This window comes from Methylocystis parvus, assembly GCF_049675845.1.
Taxonomy (GTDB): domain Bacteria; phylum Pseudomonadota; class Alphaproteobacteria; order Rhizobiales; family Beijerinckiaceae; genus Methylocystis; species Methylocystis parvus_A.
Genome location: NZ_CP187161.1, coordinates 1,377,653 through 1,394,432, shown reverse-complemented (window position 1 = coordinate 1,394,432; position 16,780 = coordinate 1,377,653). Strand labels below are relative to the sequence as shown.

Below are 16,780 nucleotides of genomic sequence, written 5' to 3'. Positions count from 1 at the left end.
GCCAGAGGGACAAGCAATGAACATGTCTTCGCCCGCCCTGCTGAACGCTAAGGCCGTTCCCTATTATCTGCCCCTCAGCAATGAGTGCGAGCTGTTCGAGTTTGCCTGGCGGCGGCAGTTGCCGCTGCTGCTCAAGGGGCCAACGGGCTGCGGCAAGACGCGCTTCGTCGCGCATATGACGGCGCGCCTCGGACGGCCGCTGCATACGGTGCCCTGTCACGATGATCTCACAGCCGCCGATCTCACGGGGCGTTATCTGTTGCGCGGCGGCGACACGGTCTGGGTCGACGGCCCGCTCACGCGTGCGGTGCGCGATGGCGGCGTCTGCTATCTCGACGAGGTGGTGGAGGCGCGCAAGGACGTCACCGTCGTGCTGCATCCGCTGACGGACCACCGGCGCATTCTGCCGCTCGACCGCACGGGCGAAACGCTGCAGGCGCCGCCGGAATTCATGCTGATCGCCTCCTACAATCCCGGCTATCAGAATGTGCTGAAGTCCTTGAAGCCCAGCACACGCCAGCGCTTTATCGCCATCGAATTCGACTTTCCGCCGCCCGCCGCGGAGCTCGATATCGTCGCGACGGAGTCGGGGCTACCGCGCGAGCGCTGCCAGCCGCTCGTCACGCTCGCCGGACGGCTACGCGCGCTCAAGGGCGTCGATATCGAAGAAGGGTGCTCTACGCGGCTGCTCGTCTATTGCGCCACGCTGATGGCCGCTGGCGTCAAGCTGGAGGACGCAGTGATGGCGGCCATCATCGAGCCGCTGACGGATGACCCCGATGTGAAGAAGGGGCTTGTCGAAGTGGCGCGGGCGATATTGGGATAGGCGCATGTCCGGCTTTCTGAATCTGTTCGAGCCGGAGGAAACAATCGGCCGCGCCTGGCATCGCCTTGTCGGCGCCGCCGCCTCCATGCCGCGCTTTCCGCAAGCCGGCGTCGATCTCGCTTCGCTGAAGGCGCCGCTCTCCGTCTACTTTCGCGGCCTCGGCGGGCCGGCGGGCCTTGCTGTGGCGCCGGCGGTCGCGCAGACATCGCGCCATCGGTTGTCGCAGAGGCTCAAGCTTGCGCTCGGTGAAGAAAAGATCGACGCAGCGCGGCGCGATCGCAATGCGCTTTATCTGCCGGCGCGCATCGAGGCTTTCGAAGATCCCGCGCTCAACCGCGCGCTCTATTTCTGGCTCGCCGCCTTCTTCTCGCATCTTCCGCTCACCGCGAATGACGCCGATCCACTGCGGCGCGATCTCGTGTTTCTGCGCGCCGCGCGCCGCGCCAGCGGCGCTGCGCGCGCCGCCAATCCAGGCCTCGCGCCGATGCATGCGCAGCTTTGCGCCCAGCTTTTGCGCATGCGTCCGGCGCGCCGCCTGCCGCCGGAAGAGTTGGCTGTCGAACAGGCGGTGTGCGCGCTGCTCGGCGCGCAGACGGAGCCGGGCAAATACTGGGCGTTCATCTGCGGCGACGCCGATCTTGCCCTGCCTGCCGCGCCTGCAAATTATCGTCCCTTCCTTCCCGTGCCGCTATGGGGCGAGGCGCTGGATGATGGCGTCGCCGAGAGCGCGACGCCGGAAAGCGCGCCGGCGCCCCAGGGCGCGGCTGATGAGTCGCGCGATGAACGCGTGCGCAAGGCGCGGAGACGCGCCGACGATCAGATACAGCGCCGGGACTCGCTCATCCTCAATCGCTTCGAAAAGGCGCTCACGCTGATCGAGGCGCTCAACATAAACCGCGCCGTCGATGACGATGACGAAGCGGGCGCAAAAAAAGCGCTGGAGGGCGCGGAGGAGATCGGCCTCTCGACCATTTCGAAACGCCCCTCGACGCGTCTTCGCGTCGATCTCGACCTGCCGTCTCCGGAGGCGGGCGGCGCGGCCCTCTCGGGGGAATTCACCTATCCCGAATGGGATTATGCAAAACGCGCCTATCACGAAGCGCATTGCCGCGTTATCGCGGGCATTGCGCCCGAAACGGGCGAAGACTGGCGGCCCGACGGCGCCGCGAAGGCGCGCATTAGCCGTGTGCGCCGCCAATTCGAGGCGCTGAGGCCGCGGCCCGTCATCGAACGCGGGGCGATCGATGGCGCGGAACTCGATCTTGAAGCGCTGGTGCGCGCGCGCGCCGATTTTCGCGCGAGCGGCGCCGGTTCCGATCGCATTTACTGCGCGCGGCGGCGGGCGGCGCGCGATCTTTCGGTCGCCTTCCTGGTCGATGTATCGCTCTCGACCGACAGCTGGATCGCCAATCGCCGGGTGCTCGATATCGAGAAGGAAGCGGTGCTTACGCTCGCGCATGGCCTTTCGGCCTGCGGCGACGATCACGGCATTTTCACCTTCTCTTCAAAGACGCGCAGGGACGTGCGCGTTGACGCCGTGAAGGATTTCGATGAAGCGTTCGGCCCTCGTGTCGCAAAGCGCGTCGCCTCGTTGAAGCCGCAGCATTACACGCGCCTCGGCGCCGCCATGCGCCATATGCTGATGCGTCTCGAGGAGCGGCCGAACGCGCACCGCCTTCTGCTGGTGCTGACGGACGGCAAGCCCAATGATGTCGATCACTACGAAGGTCGCTATGGGGTCGAAGATGCGCGGCGGGTTGTTCTCGAGGCGCATCGTGGGGGTGTCGTCGTCTTCGGTATCACCGTCGACATGAAGGCGCGGGACTATTTTCCGGCGATCTTTGGCAGGGGCGGCTACGCAATTATGGGCGACGCGACACGTCTGGCATCGGCGTTGCCGGCAATTTATCGAAGGCTCGTAGCGAGCTGATCTCACTGTTTCCGAGAGACGCTGAAGTTCAGGCGCCAAGCCGCGTCGATTATCCGCTTGGCGCTAAGCCGCCCACGTTGAAAGGCTGCTATTGACACGAAGCGGCGAGCCTTTTCGCACGCGGAAAATCACCTCGAATGAAGTTGCAAGAGCCTTGCCTTTTTACATCCGCAAAGGACGGCGCGGGCCGCTTCCACGCCTTCTGGGGATCGATTTCATGCTCGCGCATCCGATCCTCATCAACCGGCCGATCGTCGTGACGCCGAAAGGCGCGCGCCTCTGCCGCCCTTCTGAAGCCGGGGGCCCGGCATTCGCGACAAGGTGACGGCGATTGGCGTCGTCACGGGCATCCGACCCCGCCGCGCATCTCGCCGAGACGCTGCGCGGCTCCATGGCGCATCTGACGGTCAGCCGCATCGACCCTCACGCCGGGACGGAGCGCTACCGGCAGGGCGTGCTGCGGACGAGGGGCGAGCCTCGACGCGCGGGGACGCGCGCTCCTCGATGAGGATTTGCGCTCGCCCTGCACCGAGGAAATCAGGCCTTCTCCCGCATCATCCGCGAGGCGGGCGAGAAGTTGGCTGGAAAAGCCCGAAACTGCGCGACGGGTGAGGCAGAGGATTGGCACGGTTTTGAACTGGGCGAAGGCGGCCGGCTATCGCACTGGCGACAATCCGGTTGAAGGGATTGAAAAGGGGCTGCCAAAACAGCGAGACCGCGACGCTCACCATTCGGCGATGGCTTTTCCGGAGGTTCCAAACTTCATCCAGTGCCTTCAAGACGATTCGGGGCAGGGAGAGGTCGCGCGGCTCGCCTTCGAGTTTCTGATTCTGACCGCCACACGAACGAGCGAGGTTTTGGGAACGAAATGGTCAGAGATAGACAGGTCTGAGCGACTTTGGACAATCCCGGAAACCCGGATGAAGGCTGGGCGCGCGCACCGAGTTCCCCTTTGCAAGCGAGCGTTGGCGATCCTCGACCGAGCCAAGCTCCTTGGGGGAGGCAGCGATTTCATTTTCCGGGACGATCTAATGCCCGGCCTTTGTCGAACATGGTCTTCTTGATGTCCCTGAGGAGGCTCAATTTACCAGTAACCGTTCACGGCTTCCGGTCCTCATTCAGGGATTGGGCCGCCGAGACTACAAATTTTCAGCGAGAAATATGCGAAATGGCGCTGGCGCACACCATTAACAACAAAGTGGAAGCAGCTTACCGCCGAGGCGACCTCCTTGAACGCCGCCGTGAGTTAATGGAAAATTGGTCCAAATTCCTACAGAGGGATCCATGTTCGACTTAAATAGTGCGGCTGCAATATTGCTCGACGAAAATGCCGACCCCGATATTGCCGCATTGACCCTAATGGAGCTTCAGTGCTGGATATATGGTCCGAAGAAGATTTTGCTTTTAGAGGCTGGTCGCGCGCTAGCCGCAATCGCATTGCTGTCGGATCTGAGCGAAAAGAGATCAACTGCAAAATTGCAATCCGAGCGGCAAGCTTCGACGCAGAGGATGTTACGCCTCATAGAATACTACAGGAAAGGGTGTGGGCCGAAGTCGCTATTCGGTATGAGCAACGCGTGCTTTGGACAGGAGATGGCAAAGGCAAAAGAAGCATCCAGAGTTGCGAGCCAAGTGATATGGTTTTCTTATGTATTTTCCTTAGGCGAATATAAATCGAAGGGAGGCGGCGGGAGCACGATGGCGCGAAGCATCCTACGCCGCTGCAAGAAGGTCGACGTCGAGCCCACTCAAACGAAGCTTCTCTGGTCACAGTTCAAGGAAAGCGCGATATTCATTTACCTCATAAATAACGAGGGGTATGAGCAATGTTTTTCCTCGGCCAAGCGAGCGTTTTGCTGAGCTAATGCGAATTAGCGCGCGGCGCGAGGAAATGATTGAGTTTTTCAGTCACTACAACAAAATTGCTTCGAGCCTCCAGCGCTGTGGATACAAATACAAGCCGCTCGATATCGACTGCATTCCAGTGGATGATAAAAAGCTGCGAGCATTCGACCAAGCTCTCCTCGACGCAATCGCTGACTACGAGCTGTATGACGACGGAACCTAACGAACCGAGGGTCCGCAAATCGTCAAACGGCGTGATCGAGTTCGCCTCTGCGGCGCTGCCTGCCAGACAAATTTCGAGGGAGATTGTCACGGGGTCGGACCTCCTTGATCACTCGCCGCCGCGTGCCGCATTCGCTTCGTCGCTCCGGCATCGCTCCGCAGAGCAGTCAACAAGCAGCTAAGCTAGACTAAATGCTTTAGTAGCGAGACCTGAAAGCCGCCGATAAGTAGGTCGGTTTGAACCCGACCTAGCCGATCCAATCCCGCCTCTAAGCAAAGACCGCCTTTGTGCGATTTTCGCCGCATGGTCGCTGAAGAGGAGGCTGTGATGCCTGAAGATGGATTGCCCGCTTTCGGGTTCGTCAAACTGAAGCAAATTTTGGCACCGCACGGGCCTATACCGGTGAGCAAGTCGACTTGGTGGGCTGGCGTCGGGTCAGGTCGCTTCCCGAAACCCGTCAAGATCGGCCCGCGTTCGACTGCGTGGGACGTTAATGACATTCGCGCACTCGTCGCTTCGTTAGCGAGTCAGCAATGCAACGCGTCGCGGTCGACCGGCGAGTCCGCGTCTAAGGCGGAATGATCACCGCGAAGCGCGGTCAATAAACAAGCTACCCCAAAACACCGTTCCGATAACGCCCCCGAAAGGGGTCGATGGCGAACCTTTGCAGGAATCTAGCAATCAGGGCAAATCATATGCGAACCACCATTCCCCTCAAAACATCCGACCTCTCGCAGGGCCGCCGAACAGGGGCCAGTGAAGCTTGGGCCGAAAACCACTGTCTGGTCGGACGAGGCTATCCCGGCAAAATCAGCGGCGGGGAGGGCTGACACCATGATCAAGCCCCAAGCGAAAAAGAAGAAAGCCACTGGACAGTCGGCGAAGCCCAGTCTTCCAAAGACTGTCGCCAATCGAAAATCGCTTAAAGAGAAAATGCGTATACAGACGCGGGTCGCGGCCCCGACCGTACCGGAGATACCGAACGAGAGCACAGTCAAAACAAATTTGTTGAGGGTGATGGGTGACCTGAGACACGAAGTGAGCAAGAGTGACGAAAGTTATCGTGGCGCTATAAGATCTTGGATTGCTCGTGGTTGCGCGGTGGCTTCCTTCCTTGAGAAAAATGAACGCCACTGGGAACGTTTCTGTAATTCGGGCATCCGGAAATATCGAAGCAGAACGCCAAAGCCCAAAAAGCCCGATGAGGCATTGCGCTTCGTCTTTTTATGGATATTGGGCCCCGGAAAGCTCAACGAGAAAAGAGCGAGCAAGTGGTACCGCGCAGTTGGCCCCTTGCTGAAAACAGGCGTGCTACCTGCAGAGATTGCTGATGCGATCGAAGAGGCTGGGGGTATTGAAGCGCTTGCGCAGAAGCACGCCAAACATCAGGAGAAGGTTACGAGCAAGGGGGAAACTACACCGCCAAAGAGGCATTCTCTCAGTAAGGAGGTGGACAAAGGCGATGCGAAACACGGCGAGGTTGCTAATAAAAACTCGACCCTTCTCCTTGAAGCTACCCTGAAAGGGAGAGGGACGAGATTCAAGTCGCTGCCTGCCTCTTCCATTGCTCGCCTTAGTGTCAAAATCGTCGCAGTTGGCGACACCACGCGCATCACAATTTTGGATGCAAAACTCGTCACGACGCCAACGTAGGAACTATCAAAACTGTCCTGGGTGGGGTGCTTATAATACACCTCACCCCCCACAAGCACCTCAACATGGGCGTAAAACCCCTCGAGTAAGCCCCACAGGCCGTCACCTACGGTGACTTGGCGTGAAAGGCCGAAACAACCCTTTCCTCAAGCCGAGATATCACATGAGCCACCCCATCACGTCGCTGGAAGCATTCGTACGCGCTCATATGAGTGCAAACGACGCCATCAGCCTCTATCTGGAGGCCAACAAAGCAAACTACCAGCCGCTCGATATGGAAACGCAGCAACAGCTTGACCGAAGGTCAGCTGTTTTTATGCACGCGAACAACGCTTACTCGAGGATCGCGCTAGTGAAGACCGTTCTCGAACAGACAGCCGACTTGCTCGACCCGGCTACACAGCAGTCGCCAATTTTCATGGTGTCGGTGGCCCCAGCGCATTTCGCGGTCGAACTCGAAGCGGCTAACGGATTTGACGTAGAAAGAGTGCGGCGGTGGACTAAGCGTGCCCTTGAGAGCCGTGATGCGTTGAGCATCGTCGAAGCTGCGCTCTATACTAATGCCAATGTCGCGGGCCATCCTGCCCGGATGGTTTCCTGGCATAGTCATTCTCCCGTATGGAACAGGACGAGGAAGCAATTGGACGCGCAGCTTAAACCTCTGCGGAACAGGCACACTTCATTTGTGCCCGGCATAGAGGCTGTGCATGTGGCGGACGTGTCCGCAAGCGCTGTGGAGAAAGCAATTTACATTTGTAAGGCTCCTTTGAAGGAATATCGGCTTATTCGTCGGGAGAGCGTCAATCAGGAGACCGGCGAAGTTATTCAACGGTTCGATCAGAAGAAGCGCGACATGCGAACGGGTGATCGGGTTAGGATGTGCAAGGTCATGTCGGATCACTACCTCAACAACCTTCTGTTTGGGACGGGGAAGGAAGTGTTGTTTGCCGCAGAATTACCGACGACCTTTTAAGGCCGTATCGGGCATCTTTGCGCACGAAGCGATGATATTGGCGCCTTTGAGCGATGGAGTAGGCGAGCACATGCAGTGCAGGCGTCACCTCCTGCATTGCTCCGCTATGGACGGTTGACGGCCCGTATTGTTGGTGGGCCATCACGCTGGCTCGAACAATATCGGGCCTCGAAATGGTCGCTGATCAGCATCATTGGCAATTTGTCTTATGCGTAACGCGCCCCGCGCTGCGGCTCGCGCCCCGAAGTTATCTCGACGAGATCGCCGCAGGTCTGCGCGGAGCAGGCGTTCAGGCTGCTGCGAAGCTGCGAGATTCCAAAGCTATCTTCGACTGGCTTGCAGCCCTGATCTCGTTGCAGGGGATCAACGACGCGGTTGCTTTGAACTACGACGCCCGGAACGGCGGCGTCCGATTTGCCGAAATCGCAGACAGCTTGAAGCGTCCCCCCGATTTGCCATCGCCTACGCTGCTACTGGGCGTTTGATTCCTGCGGCTATCGGAAGAACGCCGAAACCTGCGCCGAGCCGGGCCTTCTGCCTTTTTGCCCGCTACCGAAGCATCCGCTCAGGAAAGGCGCGCTCAACATCGCCGCCTACAGCCTGTTCCTTTTCATCCGAGAAGTTTGCGACGGTGATTTCGTTGGTTGGATTGACGCGCGGCTAGAGGCAGCTGAACCGGGTGTCGGCGTGTCAGGGCGGGCTGCGCTTATGCACGCTTCCTTGCTCGATCCGCTTCGCCAAATCGACGGCGTCGGGCCGAAGCTATGGAATATGATGCTGGCTGACCTGCTGCTCGTGGGCGACCCCGAACGCGAACGGTGGACGACCACTGGCGCCAGCATGATCGCCATCGACACGCTCGTTCACAACTTCCTGCACCGGACAGGGGTGCTGCGGCGGTTCAATTCCGACCACGCTTATGGACCCGCCTGCTATGCGACGAACGGCTGCGCAGAGATCATATCGGGACTGGCCGAGCGTATCGACGCGCGCGAGTTCAACCCGGCGAACCCGGCCTTCTTTCCGCGCTTCGTCCAACACGCGCTTTGGGGATTCTGCGCAGCGTCGGCCTGGGACATTTGCAATGGCAATCGCATCGATGACCGGTGGGCCTGCGAGAACAGGTATTGCCCGGCTTTTGCCGATTGCGACCGCTTGCCCCTCAAAAACAACCCCGCCGGTTAGGCGCTGTACCCGGGGGTAGGTGAGGGCGATAATGATCAAAGCGCCGCGCTACTGCATTGGACCTCGTCTGAGGCTTCTCTCGAGGGTCAGAGCAGTAAGGCGTTCATCCCTTGTAGTACCCTACGCCGCAAATCTGACCGGTCACTTTTGTGTAGAAGGAGGTCTTCTCCATCGGCGTCTCTGCACCAGGGCGCGGCCACCAATAGGTAACCTCTCTAATTGTCCCCTCTGTCGCCTTCTGCATCATCTCTTGGCCAAGCGGGAACCTTTTCTTACCCTTGATATCCTGAAGGTGCTCGCCCTTCATTGTTGGATGAGCCGTCAAAGCGCCATTCGAGGCATCTGCGCAAAAAACATATAGATCGCGATCCCTAAAGCCGCCCTCGCCTTTGTTGAACATCTCCAGCGCTTTCGCCTTGTTGGTTTTCAAGGCGGCGACTGCTTCCTGCAGCATCGCCTTTGCTTCCTCTGCGGTGCCGTATTGAGCGGCCAGGCCAGAGGCTGTGAAAAGCGTCAATCCTGCACAACAAGCTATGGAGGCGAGGGGGCGTGACATCATGGTCTCTCCTCGATGCGTTCACGGAGGCAACTAACGAATGAGGGAGATCCTTCAAGCCGGTCTGCCTAGGCCCGCCTGAGGGCCATTCAAGGGCCGGGGGCGGGGGTGGGCTGCCCGAAGCGGCCGAGGCGAAGCCTGCCAAGGGCTGGGGTGAATCGGGGCGGGCTGCCTCGTGCTCGCGACGACCGGCCCGAACGAAGGCTGGTTCGAGGCGGTCGTCACCGAGGCCCATGACGACCTGCTGAAACTGAGGTGGCTGGCTTGGCCCGACGAACCGCTGTTTGTGCGGAAGATCACGCAGGTCGGGCTTTTGCCGCACGGCATGAAATAGGCCAGTGGCTCGGGCGCTTCGTTTGCGCCCGAGCCTCCTTCCCAACCGCTCAAGACAACATTTCATCGAGGGCCTGAGATGGGCGTCGTCAAGAAAGTTCTGTTCGCGTTCGTCGGGGTTCTGCTGCTCACGATTTTGATCGCATCACTCAGCAGAGAAAGAGTCGGTTGCACCCACCCGATCATCGTCGCCCGGGTTGAAAACAGCCTTCGCGCGCTTCCTTTCGTCACCGAAATGTTCGGGAGCGAAATCAAAGCGCGGGAAATCACGACCCTGAACGAAATGGGAAATCGGTCCTGGTGCCAATGCAGCATTGGCTCGTCTAGTCAGGGGGCCTTTACCCTCCCTGTCCGTTACCTGGTGACGCGTTCGGACGAAGAGAAAACCGTCCGAGTGGAAGTTACCCAAATCGGCCGGTGACACCCGCCGTGCGCTATTCGCCAAGCAACCTCACCATCCTCCGTTCCCGAATCCTGACACAGGCAATCGGCCGCGCTCGCGCAGGCCGATCCACGAGGGAGACTCGCCTTGCCGACCCTAGCTGATGAGCCGCAGGCCGATCGCATTCGCCGCCTCAACGACGCATTCCGGCGTCAGGGAAGCGGCGGGGGCAATCTACTGATGACCGCAGGCGTCGCCTGCCTGCCTTTGGCGGACCAAGCGGCGATCCTTCGCAAGGCGAGGAGCTTCGACGCTTTCACGCCCGACAATGACCCTTATGGAGAGCACGACTTTGGAGCCTTTGAGCACAAGGCCCAGAAGCTCTTCTGGAAAATCGACTATTTCGCGCCCGAGATGGCGCATGGCTCGCACGATCCCGCCGACCCGGCTCAGACGGTGCGGGTCCTAACCATCATGTTTGCGGACGAGTACTAACCGCCTCGCTGGCGGCGTCAGGTTGCCGCATGTCGCCAATAATCAGCCCTTGTTCCCTGGTCGCAAAAACGAAGCGCCGAAGCCAGCACGTCGCATGTGTCGCTTGCAGAGGCCGACAACGCACCCAGTTCGCACATTTCTGGTTTGCCGTAATTCGTGAGATGCGCGGCGTGGCCCCAATCGATAGCGGCGCTGCCAGCACGGCTTCAGCTCGCAATAGGCAAGCTATGCCGTTTCGGAGATTCCCGCACGGCTTAGACGCGACGGCTGGAGGTGCCAGTTCCGTTTCCGCCGCAGATAGGGTAGGAGAGCGCTAACTCCCTCTAAGACACAGGAAATCGATAAAGATGAAGTGTCCAAAATGCGGTTCGGAATATGCTTATCAGGACGGCTCTTTGTGGATTTGTCCAGAATGCGCGCATGAATGGAGCGAAGCGGCGGCTACGCTTGAAGGTCCAGCGCAAGATGTGGGTGTGCGCGATGCCAATGGCAATCCGCTGGCGACAGGCGATGCAGTCACCTTAGTCAAGGATCTGAAGGTTAAAGGATCTTCCTCAACTGTTAAGAGCGGGACCAAGGTCAAGAACATCCGGTTGGTCGACGATGCTGTGGACGGTCACAATATCGCGTGTAAAATCGATGGTATTGGAGCGATGTATCTTAAATCGGAGTTTGTCAGGAAAGCTTGAGTGCCTGGTGCTGCTGCGCGCCTTTTGTCATGTTCTGGATCAAACTCGCGGCGTGTCCATATCTTTCTTATGGTCCGACTCGAGGGAGCTTGCTTGTTACGGGCCAAGCCTGAGCAACATCCCTCGGCGCGTCCGTGCTCGGTGGCCTCCTGAACTGGTGGGCACGGCACGTCGCCATAGGAACAAAAGACGCAACAATCGCCAGCCTTTGGCTTAAGCAACGCGCCGTGGACCCTGCATTCGTAAAAGAACTGGCAGGAGCCAGTCGGCATGTCTCAGCCGATTGATGGCCACATGATGGGCAGTTGATCATCGAGACGAGTTACATCACCGGCCTCGCAGCAACTTGAGCATTAAAGGGTCGATGTAGCCCCAGCTTGCCGTCGCCAGCGCGGTTATTGAGGCGCAGAGTGAGGTCCAGGAAGATGTCTGCCGGCAGCAGGCTGTCCATTCCCCGATCGAGAAGCAAGCCCTGAATGACGCGCAATGCCGACGAGGCGGCGATGGCTCCATATGCAAACACAAGCCCTCATCGAGATGGAAGCCGCTCCCGCTCCAGTCCAAGCGACGCCATGATCGCGATGATCTGAGCCGCGATGATGGCGTTGGTCAGGCCAAAAATCAGGCCTTTGCCGAGGAGGGGCGAAAGCAAAAGCGCCCCGACCATGACGAAGGTCAGCGCCAGGAACCATGCGTAGGACGAGGGAGGCCCGAAGAAGATCCTGATGGCCTGCCATCGCAAGCCCAGGCCGATCACCAGAAGAGCGTTGGGTAGCAGGAGGGCTTCGGGCGTTCCGTTGATCTGACGCGATAAGATGACGAACGCAATGGCGAAGATAATCTTCGACGCCACCAGCGAGGCCCAATAGCGGCTGTCCTTGTGACTCGAAGCTGCGAATCCAAATGCGACTGCGAATACGATCAGCAGCAGCGCGTTCACCATGAACATGGTTTGCTAGTCGAGACTGAGCGGTGATCCCATCCGGAACGCCAACGATCGTTGCTGCCCCGAACGCATTAATTTGGAATATTTAAAACGCAGCTTTTCGTTTCGACAGGTTTCGCGGTTTTGGCTACATTCAAAGACTGTAGAACGCACGCTTTCGGATACTCTCTTGGTACTACATTTTGACGATCGGGAATCAGACTCGCCCTTGATCGAGCGGGTCTGGCGAAGCCGGAGCAGGACCGGCGGCCCATTCCTCTCGATGGCCGAGGGGAACATCGAGCTCGTCATAACCCGGTTGCCTGGCTTTTCAGCGGTCACTCTACGAGGTCCGGTCTCGCGCGGATCGATCGTCGAGTGCCCGGCGAACGGCGAGTGGCTCGCCATTCGCTTCCGGTTGGGGACGTATCTGCCGCGCATTTCTACAGCGGCGCTGGTTGATCATCAGGACGTTCATTTGCCCGTAATTTCCGATAGCCGCTTCTGGCTTGCGGATATGGCCTGGGAGATTCCAACCTATGATAACGCTGAGGTTTTCGTTGCTCGACTGTCGCGCGCCGGCGTCATCGCGCGCAGCCATGCGACCGACGCGGCTGTTGAGGGCGATGTCGACTGGATGAGCCGACGTTCGGTCCAGCGGCACTTCCGCCGTGCCACCGGCATGACGTTCAGCAGCTATCAGCAGATCCAACGGGCACGCCATGCCGCAGCCCTGCTGATCGGAGGAAGCTCCGTTCTCGATGTGACTTTCGACGCTGGCTATTTCGATCAAGCGCACCTCACTCGCGCGGTCAAACACTTTATCGGGATGACGCCGGCGCGGCTCCTGCGTGAGCAGCCGCAATTGTCGTTTTCATACAAAACATCGGCTGGCCGACCGGATACTCGTTTGCCCTGCGCATAAGCGGTGATGACGAGGAGCGAGGGGAGCCAGATCGTGAGTTTTCAGGCCTATCTCGACAATATCGAAGCCAAGACCGGCAAGAACCCAGGCCAGTTCCGGCAATGGGGGCGAGACAAGGGCTTCTCCACGACAACAGGGCTGGCGCCCGGTGTGAAAGCAGGCGCCGTCGTCGCCGCGCTGAAGGAGGAGTTCGGCCTTGGTCACGGCCATGCCATGGCGATCGTCGCCCTTTTGAAAGGATCGAAGCAGGAGGGAGCCAAGCAATGAGGGCAGCCCCGGCATCCATTTCGCGCCAGCCTGCCGATCGCGACGATCAGAAGAACGAGCAGCATCGACCCGTTAGGTTGAACAAGAAATAGCGACGAGATGGGAGAATCTGTATGTCCGACGATGTAATTCCGACAACGGGTGGCAAGTCCCGTATCGCCGGCTACGTCCTGAGTGGGCTTGCCATCGCGTTCATGATCTTCGATGGCGGCATCAAGCTCGTTCCGATCCAGGCGGTAACGGATTCGATGCTGGAATACGGCTTCCCGACAGGCGATGGTTTCGCGAGGGGGCTTGGTAGCCTGCTGCTCGTCTGTACCGCGCTTTATGCCTACCGCCGCACCTCGGTGCTCGGCGCCATTCTTTTGACCGCGTATCTCGGCGGCGCGGTCGTCACCCAGTTGCGGGCCGGAACCCCGCTCTTCTCCCATCTTTTGTTCGGCGTCTATCTCGGCCTCTTCGTGTGGGGCGGGCTCTACCTGCGCGACGACCGCATTCGCGCACTGATCCCCCTCGCTACCGCAAGCCGTTGACCAATCGGCGCCGACGATCGCGCCAAACGACAAGGAGAATCTCATGAAACAGATCAGTCCCTATCTGAAATTCAACGGCAATTGCCGCGCGGCCATGATTTTCTACAAGGACTGTCTCGGCGGAGAACTGACGCTCAACACCATCGCGGGATCGCCGATGGAACCAGCCATGCCGGCCGCGATGAAAGACCTCATCCTGCATGCGGCGCTGAACACGGGCGCGGCCACGGTGATGGGCTCCGATATGGCCGGCCCGAATGGCGTTTCGGCAGGCAACAACGTGACGACCTGCGTCGTCTGCGAAAGCCAGGAGGAGATTGAAACCGTTTTCGCCAGGATGGCGGCCGGCGGGACGGTCAAGCAGCCGCTCAGCCAGCAGCCGTTTGGCATGTATGGCGATTTGGTCGACAAATTCGGCCACGCATGGATGTTTCAGTTCACAGGCGGTTGAGGGCTTCTATAGGCGAGAAGCGGCCTGCCTGAGGACATCGCGCCGTGCGGGCCGCCGAAGGCGTCAACCTTCCAGCCAGGTCGTCGCGAAACGGTCGCTGGCGTGAATGTCCATCATTTCGAGCACGTCCGTCCCGGGATTGGCGAAGCAATGCGGTGCCCTGCTTGATGTCGTTCGACTGGAGCAGGATCGCAAAGCCGGTGATGGTGCGTTCCTCGATCGGGGCTGAGGCGAGCGAGATCAGCCCGGTCCAGATATGCTCCTTCACCTCCGGGGTAACGGGCACGCCCTCGCGCGTCAGGATCGCGACGATCCAGCCGGCCGCCCAGGCGCGTTCGTAGCTGCCGTGGATACGGGCGAGCGGCTGGAGCGAAACGGAATTATCTGCGCCGTCCGTCACGCCGCCGAGGTCGTGCCAGTCACCGCCCTTGGCGAGCGCGGCGGCCCGGATCGAACCACCGAGGTCGAAGGCGAAGACCTGGGAGCGCTCGTAGCGCCGGAACTGCTAGGCCATGAGCGCGAGCAGCACGGATTTGCCCGCGCCCGTCGTGCGGTCATTCTCATATCGTCCGGAAGAGGCTTTACGTGGACCGTCCCGTAGGGTGTCGCATCGCGCCATTCGCAGACCTTCATCGCGCTCTGTCTCAGGAGACTTGTCTATCGTAAGCGCACAAAACGAAAAGCCCGAACGCACGGTCCGGGCTTTTTGGCGGTCCCTAAGGCTGGACGTCTTTACGCCAACCGCTCCACCAGCACCGCTTTTGCGCTCTGCCGGACCCGGAACGTCATGCCGTGGCGTTGGCCAAACATTTGGGCGGCGCTGCGGATACGCGCCAGCGGAACATTGTAGTAACGCCACGCATCGCCCCGGTTGAATTCGCCGAAACCATATTTGAGACGCTTGTCGGTGGATTTATCGCTCATAGTGGCTTGTGTGCCTTTCCTGTTTGAGATCGTAGAACCGATATGAGAATTGCATTTAATATGCGCAAGGGTGACTATAAGTAGTAAATTACAATGCCGATCTGTTCTTCGAATTCGCTCATAGCGCACTAGGGAAATGAGACCGACCGTGCGCCTTCTGCTTTGCGCCAAAAAGCGGTCGTAACGCCTTGCTGTCCGATTGGTGATGTGGACAACCATCTACCCAATTCAAAATTGCGCGATTGCTGGCGAAGCGAAGTCTAAGCGAATCCTTCGCGGCGACGCCCGAACGAAACTTAAATAATTCCTCGATCGGCATGTTTGGTTGCCGATATGATAGCGACAAATTTTGCGCGGCGAGAAAAGATCACGTCTCGCCGAGAAAGCTCACCTTGAAAGTCGCGCCTCCGCCCGGCGTTTCCTCCACCCAGACGCGCCCACTGTGCGCCTCGATGATTTCTCTCGAGATGGCGAGGCCAAGGCCTGAGCCCGAAGTAGCTTCGCTTTTCCGCCAGAATGGTTCGAAGACCATCTCCCGGTGGCTCGGCGAAACGCCGTCGCCGTGGTCGACGATCGAAATGAGCGGCCCCGCCTCGACCCGAACCATGATTGCGCCGTTGGCCGGTTCCGAGCGCAGCGCATTGTCTATGAGATTTGTGAGGACACATTCAATGGCGCGCTGATTGCCAAGCACAAACGCGGCCTCGACGCGGGACTCGAAGTCGATGAATCGCTCTCGGTCCAAGGCCAGAGGAATGAGCATCGAGACGACGGTTCCTGTCGTCTTGACGATTTCTACCTTTTGATCAATTGGCGCCTGACCGTCCGTCAATCGCGCGGCGACCAGCATTTGTTCTACAATCGACCGCAGTTGGCTGGCGTCGCCGAGCAATTCCGATTTGAGATCCGAGGCCTGCGCGTTTTCGAGGCGAGCGCGCATGACCGCGAGAGGCGTCCGCAATTCATGCGCGGCGTTAGCGGTAAAACGCCGCTGGCGCGCAGCCCATGCGTCCAGACGGATCAACGCCTCATTGACGGCTTCGACAAAGGGACTGACCTCGATGGGCACGTCAACCGGCAGTAGCTGCTGGTCCAATCGATCCAGGTCGATTTGCTGAACATGCCGCGCCGCCTGGCTTAAAGGCAGGAGGCCTTTCCGAACGGCGAACCACGCGGTCGCGCCCGAGAGGAGTGCTGGCAAGATGAAATACGCGGCATAGGTGAGCAGATCTTCACGCATCGAAACGAATATGTCGTCCCAGCGAAACTTTGGATGATAGGTCGCGATTTGGAAGCGTCCAAAGGGCGTGCGCTGAGGCCCCATGAAGCCGTTAGCGGGACCGGGCCGCTCGCTGGGCAGGACGAAATGCGTATGGGAGGAATTCACCTCGATCACGTTTCTGAGGAGCGCCACCAATTCAGGCGACGAGCCGTCGACCGCCTTCTTCGTCCAGAATTCGAATGCAGCGTATTTGAGTTCGGGAACCCGCTTCACTTCAGCAATGAGGTCCGGAGACGGTACGAAGCGAATCTCGCCTGAATCGCCGCGCTGCAATGAGTTGATGACGAGGGCTGTGGTTCGCGTCGTCGCGAGTTCGTCCCATGATTGCGTAAATTGCTCCACGCCGGCAAGGCCGAGAAACAGTTCCACGATCCAAGCCAGGA

General features: G+C 59.3%; 22 protein-coding genes and 4 pseudogenes. 19 read left to right on the top strand and 7 right to left on the bottom strand.

What is annotated here, in order from left to right; translation table 11 throughout:
• Positions 1-16: 16 nt before the first annotated feature.
• The 6 genes and pseudogenes from ACPFMJ_RS07285 to ACPFMJ_RS07260 all read left to right on the top strand — a co-directional run bounded on the left by ACPFMJ_RS07285 (position 17) and on the right by ACPFMJ_RS07260 (position 4,616).
• The gene (locus tag ACPFMJ_RS07285) at positions 17-826 is read left to right on the top strand and encodes a CbbQ/NirQ/NorQ/GpvN family protein (protein WP_424363154.1); all 810 of its coding nucleotides are present in this window, start codon (positions 17-19) and stop codon (positions 824-826) included.
• 4 nt (positions 827-830) lie between these two features.
• Positions 831-2,756, top strand: coding sequence for a nitric oxide reductase activation protein NorD (locus ACPFMJ_RS07280; RefSeq protein ID WP_424363153.1), 1,926 nt, complete (start codon positions 831-833; stop codon positions 2,754-2,756).
• Positions 2,757-2,964: 208 nt separating this feature from the next.
• Positions 2,965-3,054 (top strand): annotated as a pseudogene (locus ACPFMJ_RS07275) (ArsC/Spx/MgsR family protein); the annotation flags it as partial.
• 51 nt (positions 3,055-3,105) lie between these two features.
• A pseudogene (locus ACPFMJ_RS07270) lies at positions 3,106-3,333 on the top strand (arsenical pump-driving ATPase); the annotation flags it as partial.
• A gap of 55 nt (positions 3,334-3,388) precedes the next feature.
• The gene (locus ACPFMJ_RS07265) at positions 3,389-3,820 is read left to right on the top strand and encodes a tyrosine-type recombinase/integrase (protein WP_424363808.1); all 432 of its coding nucleotides are present in this window, start codon (positions 3,389-3,391) and stop codon (positions 3,818-3,820) included.
• A 220-nt stretch (positions 3,821-4,040) separates the two neighbouring features.
• Positions 4,041-4,616 carry a hypothetical protein gene (locus tag ACPFMJ_RS07260; RefSeq protein ID WP_424363152.1) on the top strand — a complete coding sequence of 192 codons (576 nt, stop codon included), beginning with the start codon at positions 4,041-4,043 and terminating at the stop codon, positions 4,614-4,616.
• Between the two features lies 1 nt (position 4,617).
• On the opposite strand, the gene ACPFMJ_RS07255 is transcribed toward ACPFMJ_RS07260, so the two are convergent.
• On the bottom strand, positions 4,618-4,914 hold the full coding sequence (locus ACPFMJ_RS07255; protein WP_424363151.1) for a hypothetical protein: 297 nt from the start codon (positions 4,912-4,914) through the stop codon (positions 4,618-4,620).
• Positions 4,915-5,127: 213 nt separating this feature from the next.
• Here ACPFMJ_RS07255 and ACPFMJ_RS07250 point away from each other — a divergent pair, with 213 nt between their 5' ends.
• The 5 genes from ACPFMJ_RS07250 (at position 5,128) to ACPFMJ_RS07230 (ending at position 8,635) form a co-directional block, all read left to right on the top strand.
• Positions 5,128-5,406 carry a helix-turn-helix transcriptional regulator gene (locus ACPFMJ_RS07250; RefSeq protein WP_424363150.1) on the top strand — a complete coding sequence of 93 codons (279 nt, stop codon included), beginning with the start codon at positions 5,128-5,130 and terminating at the stop codon, positions 5,404-5,406.
• A gap of 252 nt (positions 5,407-5,658) precedes the next feature.
• A complete protein-coding gene (locus tag ACPFMJ_RS07245; protein WP_424363149.1) occupies positions 5,659-6,477 on the top strand; it encodes a hypothetical protein in 819 nt (272 codons plus the stop codon).
• 163 nt (positions 6,478-6,640) lie between these two features.
• Complete coding sequence (locus ACPFMJ_RS07240; RefSeq protein ID WP_424363148.1) at positions 6,641-7,450, top strand: hypothetical protein; 810 nt, start codon at positions 6,641-6,643, stop codon at positions 7,448-7,450.
• 173 nt (positions 7,451-7,623) lie between these two features.
• A complete protein-coding gene (locus tag ACPFMJ_RS07235) occupies positions 7,624-7,935 on the top strand; it encodes a hypothetical protein (protein WP_424363147.1) in 312 nt (103 codons plus the stop codon).
• A 235-nt stretch (positions 7,936-8,170) separates the two neighbouring features.
• A complete protein-coding gene (locus ACPFMJ_RS07230; RefSeq protein WP_424363146.1) occupies positions 8,171-8,635 on the top strand; it encodes a hypothetical protein in 465 nt (154 codons plus the stop codon).
• A 103-nt stretch (positions 8,636-8,738) separates the two neighbouring features.
• Here ACPFMJ_RS07230 and ACPFMJ_RS07225 read toward each other — a convergent pair whose 3' ends face one another.
• Entirely contained in the window at positions 8,739-9,194 is a 456-nt protein-coding gene (locus ACPFMJ_RS07225) for a cache domain-containing protein (RefSeq protein ID WP_424363145.1), read from the bottom strand.
• 172 nt (positions 9,195-9,366) lie between these two features.
• On the opposite strand from ACPFMJ_RS07225, the gene ACPFMJ_RS07220 reads away from it, so the two are divergent.
• The 4 genes from ACPFMJ_RS07220 (at position 9,367) to ACPFMJ_RS07205 (ending at position 11,090) form a co-directional block, all read left to right on the top strand.
• The gene (locus ACPFMJ_RS07220) at positions 9,367-9,525 is read left to right on the top strand and encodes a hypothetical protein (RefSeq protein ID WP_424363144.1); all 159 of its coding nucleotides are present in this window, start codon (positions 9,367-9,369) and stop codon (positions 9,523-9,525) included.
• Between the two features lie 78 nt (positions 9,526-9,603).
• Positions 9,604-9,945: a hypothetical protein gene (locus tag ACPFMJ_RS07215; protein WP_424363143.1), complete on the top strand. Its 342-nt coding sequence runs from the start codon at positions 9,604-9,606 to the stop codon at positions 9,943-9,945.
• Between the two features lie 108 nt (positions 9,946-10,053).
• Entirely contained in the window at positions 10,054-10,401 is a 348-nt protein-coding gene (locus tag ACPFMJ_RS07210) for a DUF3768 domain-containing protein (protein ID WP_424363142.1), read from the top strand.
• A 347-nt stretch (positions 10,402-10,748) separates the two neighbouring features.
• Positions 10,749-11,090, top strand: a complete 342-nt coding sequence (locus ACPFMJ_RS07205; RefSeq protein WP_424363141.1) for a zinc ribbon domain-containing protein YjdM — start codon at positions 10,749-10,751, stop codon at positions 11,088-11,090.
• Between the two features lie 110 nt (positions 11,091-11,200).
• Here ACPFMJ_RS07205 and ACPFMJ_RS07200 read toward each other — a convergent pair.
• Together ACPFMJ_RS07200 and ACPFMJ_RS07195 are read right to left on the bottom strand one after the other, a co-directional pair.
• Positions 11,201-11,403: pseudogene (locus tag ACPFMJ_RS07200) on the bottom strand (GDCCVxC domain-containing (seleno)protein); the annotation flags it as partial.
• 216 nt (positions 11,404-11,619) lie between these two features.
• Complete coding sequence (locus ACPFMJ_RS07195; protein WP_424363140.1) at positions 11,620-12,033, bottom strand: hypothetical protein; 414 nt, start codon at positions 12,031-12,033, stop codon at positions 11,620-11,622.
• A 211-nt stretch (positions 12,034-12,244) separates the two neighbouring features.
• Between ACPFMJ_RS07195 and ACPFMJ_RS07190 the strand changes: the two genes are divergently transcribed.
• The 4 genes from ACPFMJ_RS07190 (at position 12,245) to ACPFMJ_RS07175 (ending at position 14,191) form a co-directional block, all read left to right on the top strand.
• Complete coding sequence (locus tag ACPFMJ_RS07190; protein ID WP_424363139.1) at positions 12,245-12,940, top strand: helix-turn-helix domain-containing protein; 696 nt, start codon at positions 12,245-12,247, stop codon at positions 12,938-12,940.
• A 33-nt stretch (positions 12,941-12,973) separates the two neighbouring features.
• Positions 12,974-13,207 carry a DUF4287 domain-containing protein gene (locus tag ACPFMJ_RS07185; protein ID WP_424363138.1) on the top strand — a complete coding sequence of 78 codons (234 nt, stop codon included), beginning with the start codon at positions 12,974-12,976 and terminating at the stop codon, positions 13,205-13,207.
• A 113-nt stretch (positions 13,208-13,320) separates the two neighbouring features.
• The gene (locus tag ACPFMJ_RS07180; protein WP_424363137.1) at positions 13,321-13,740 is read left to right on the top strand and encodes a DoxX family protein; all 420 of its coding nucleotides are present in this window, start codon (positions 13,321-13,323) and stop codon (positions 13,738-13,740) included.
• A gap of 43 nt (positions 13,741-13,783) precedes the next feature.
• Positions 13,784-14,191 carry a VOC family protein gene (locus ACPFMJ_RS07175; protein WP_424363136.1) on the top strand — a complete coding sequence of 136 codons (408 nt, stop codon included), beginning with the start codon at positions 13,784-13,786 and terminating at the stop codon, positions 14,189-14,191.
• Positions 14,192-14,351: 160 nt separating this feature from the next.
• Here the strand turns inward: ACPFMJ_RS07175 and ACPFMJ_RS07170 are convergent.
• From ACPFMJ_RS07170 to ACPFMJ_RS07160, 3 genes and pseudogenes are all read right to left on the bottom strand, one after another.
• A pseudogene (locus ACPFMJ_RS07170) lies at positions 14,352-14,738 on the bottom strand (conjugal transfer protein TrbE); the annotation flags it as partial.
• Between the two features lie 185 nt (positions 14,739-14,923).
• Positions 14,924-15,115, bottom strand: a complete 192-nt coding sequence (locus ACPFMJ_RS07165; RefSeq protein WP_424363135.1) for a hypothetical protein — start codon at positions 15,113-15,115, stop codon at positions 14,924-14,926.
• Positions 15,116-15,482: 367 nt separating this feature from the next.
• On the bottom strand, positions 15,483-16,766 hold the full coding sequence (locus ACPFMJ_RS07160) for a sensor histidine kinase (RefSeq protein WP_424363134.1): 1,284 nt from the start codon (positions 16,764-16,766) through the stop codon (positions 15,483-15,485).
• Positions 16,767-16,780 lie beyond the last annotated feature (14 nt).

Excerpts from the sequence above, each read along its gene's own strand:
- ACPFMJ_RS07280 (WP_424363153.1), top strand. The coding sequence starts at position 831 with ATGTCCGGCTTTCTGAATCTGTTCGAGCCGGAGGAAACAATCGGCCGC.
- ACPFMJ_RS07225 (WP_424363145.1), bottom strand. The coding sequence starts at position 9,194 with ATGATGTCACGCCCCCTCGCCTCCATAGCTTGTTGTGCAGGATTGACG.
- ACPFMJ_RS07195 (WP_424363140.1), bottom strand. The coding sequence starts at position 12,033 with ATGGTGAACGCGCTGCTGCTGATCGTATTCGCAGTCGCATTTGGATTC.
- ACPFMJ_RS07285 (WP_424363154.1), top strand. The coding sequence starts at position 17 with ATGAACATGTCTTCGCCCGCCCTGCTGAACGCTAAGGCCGTTCCCTAT.
- ACPFMJ_RS07235 (WP_424363147.1), top strand. The coding sequence starts at position 7,624 with ATGGTCGCTGATCAGCATCATTGGCAATTTGTCTTATGCGTAACGCGC.
- ACPFMJ_RS07165 (WP_424363135.1), bottom strand. The coding sequence starts at position 15,115 with ATGAGCGATAAATCCACCGACAAGCGTCTCAAATATGGTTTCGGCGAA.
- ACPFMJ_RS07175 (WP_424363136.1), top strand. The coding sequence starts at position 13,784 with ATGAAACAGATCAGTCCCTATCTGAAATTCAACGGCAATTGCCGCGCG.
- ACPFMJ_RS07180 (WP_424363137.1), top strand. The coding sequence starts at position 13,321 with ATGTCCGACGATGTAATTCCGACAACGGGTGGCAAGTCCCGTATCGCC.
- ACPFMJ_RS07240 (WP_424363148.1), top strand. The coding sequence starts at position 6,641 with ATGAGCCACCCCATCACGTCGCTGGAAGCATTCGTACGCGCTCATATG.
- ACPFMJ_RS07205 (WP_424363141.1), top strand. The coding sequence starts at position 10,749 with ATGAAGTGTCCAAAATGCGGTTCGGAATATGCTTATCAGGACGGCTCT.
- ACPFMJ_RS07250 (WP_424363150.1), top strand. The coding sequence starts at position 5,128 with ATGGTCGCTGAAGAGGAGGCTGTGATGCCTGAAGATGGATTGCCCGCT.
- ACPFMJ_RS07245 (WP_424363149.1), top strand. The coding sequence starts at position 5,659 with ATGATCAAGCCCCAAGCGAAAAAGAAGAAAGCCACTGGACAGTCGGCG.
- ACPFMJ_RS07215 (WP_424363143.1), top strand. The coding sequence starts at position 9,604 with ATGGGCGTCGTCAAGAAAGTTCTGTTCGCGTTCGTCGGGGTTCTGCTG.
- ACPFMJ_RS07260 (WP_424363152.1), top strand. The coding sequence starts at position 4,041 with ATGTTCGACTTAAATAGTGCGGCTGCAATATTGCTCGACGAAAATGCC.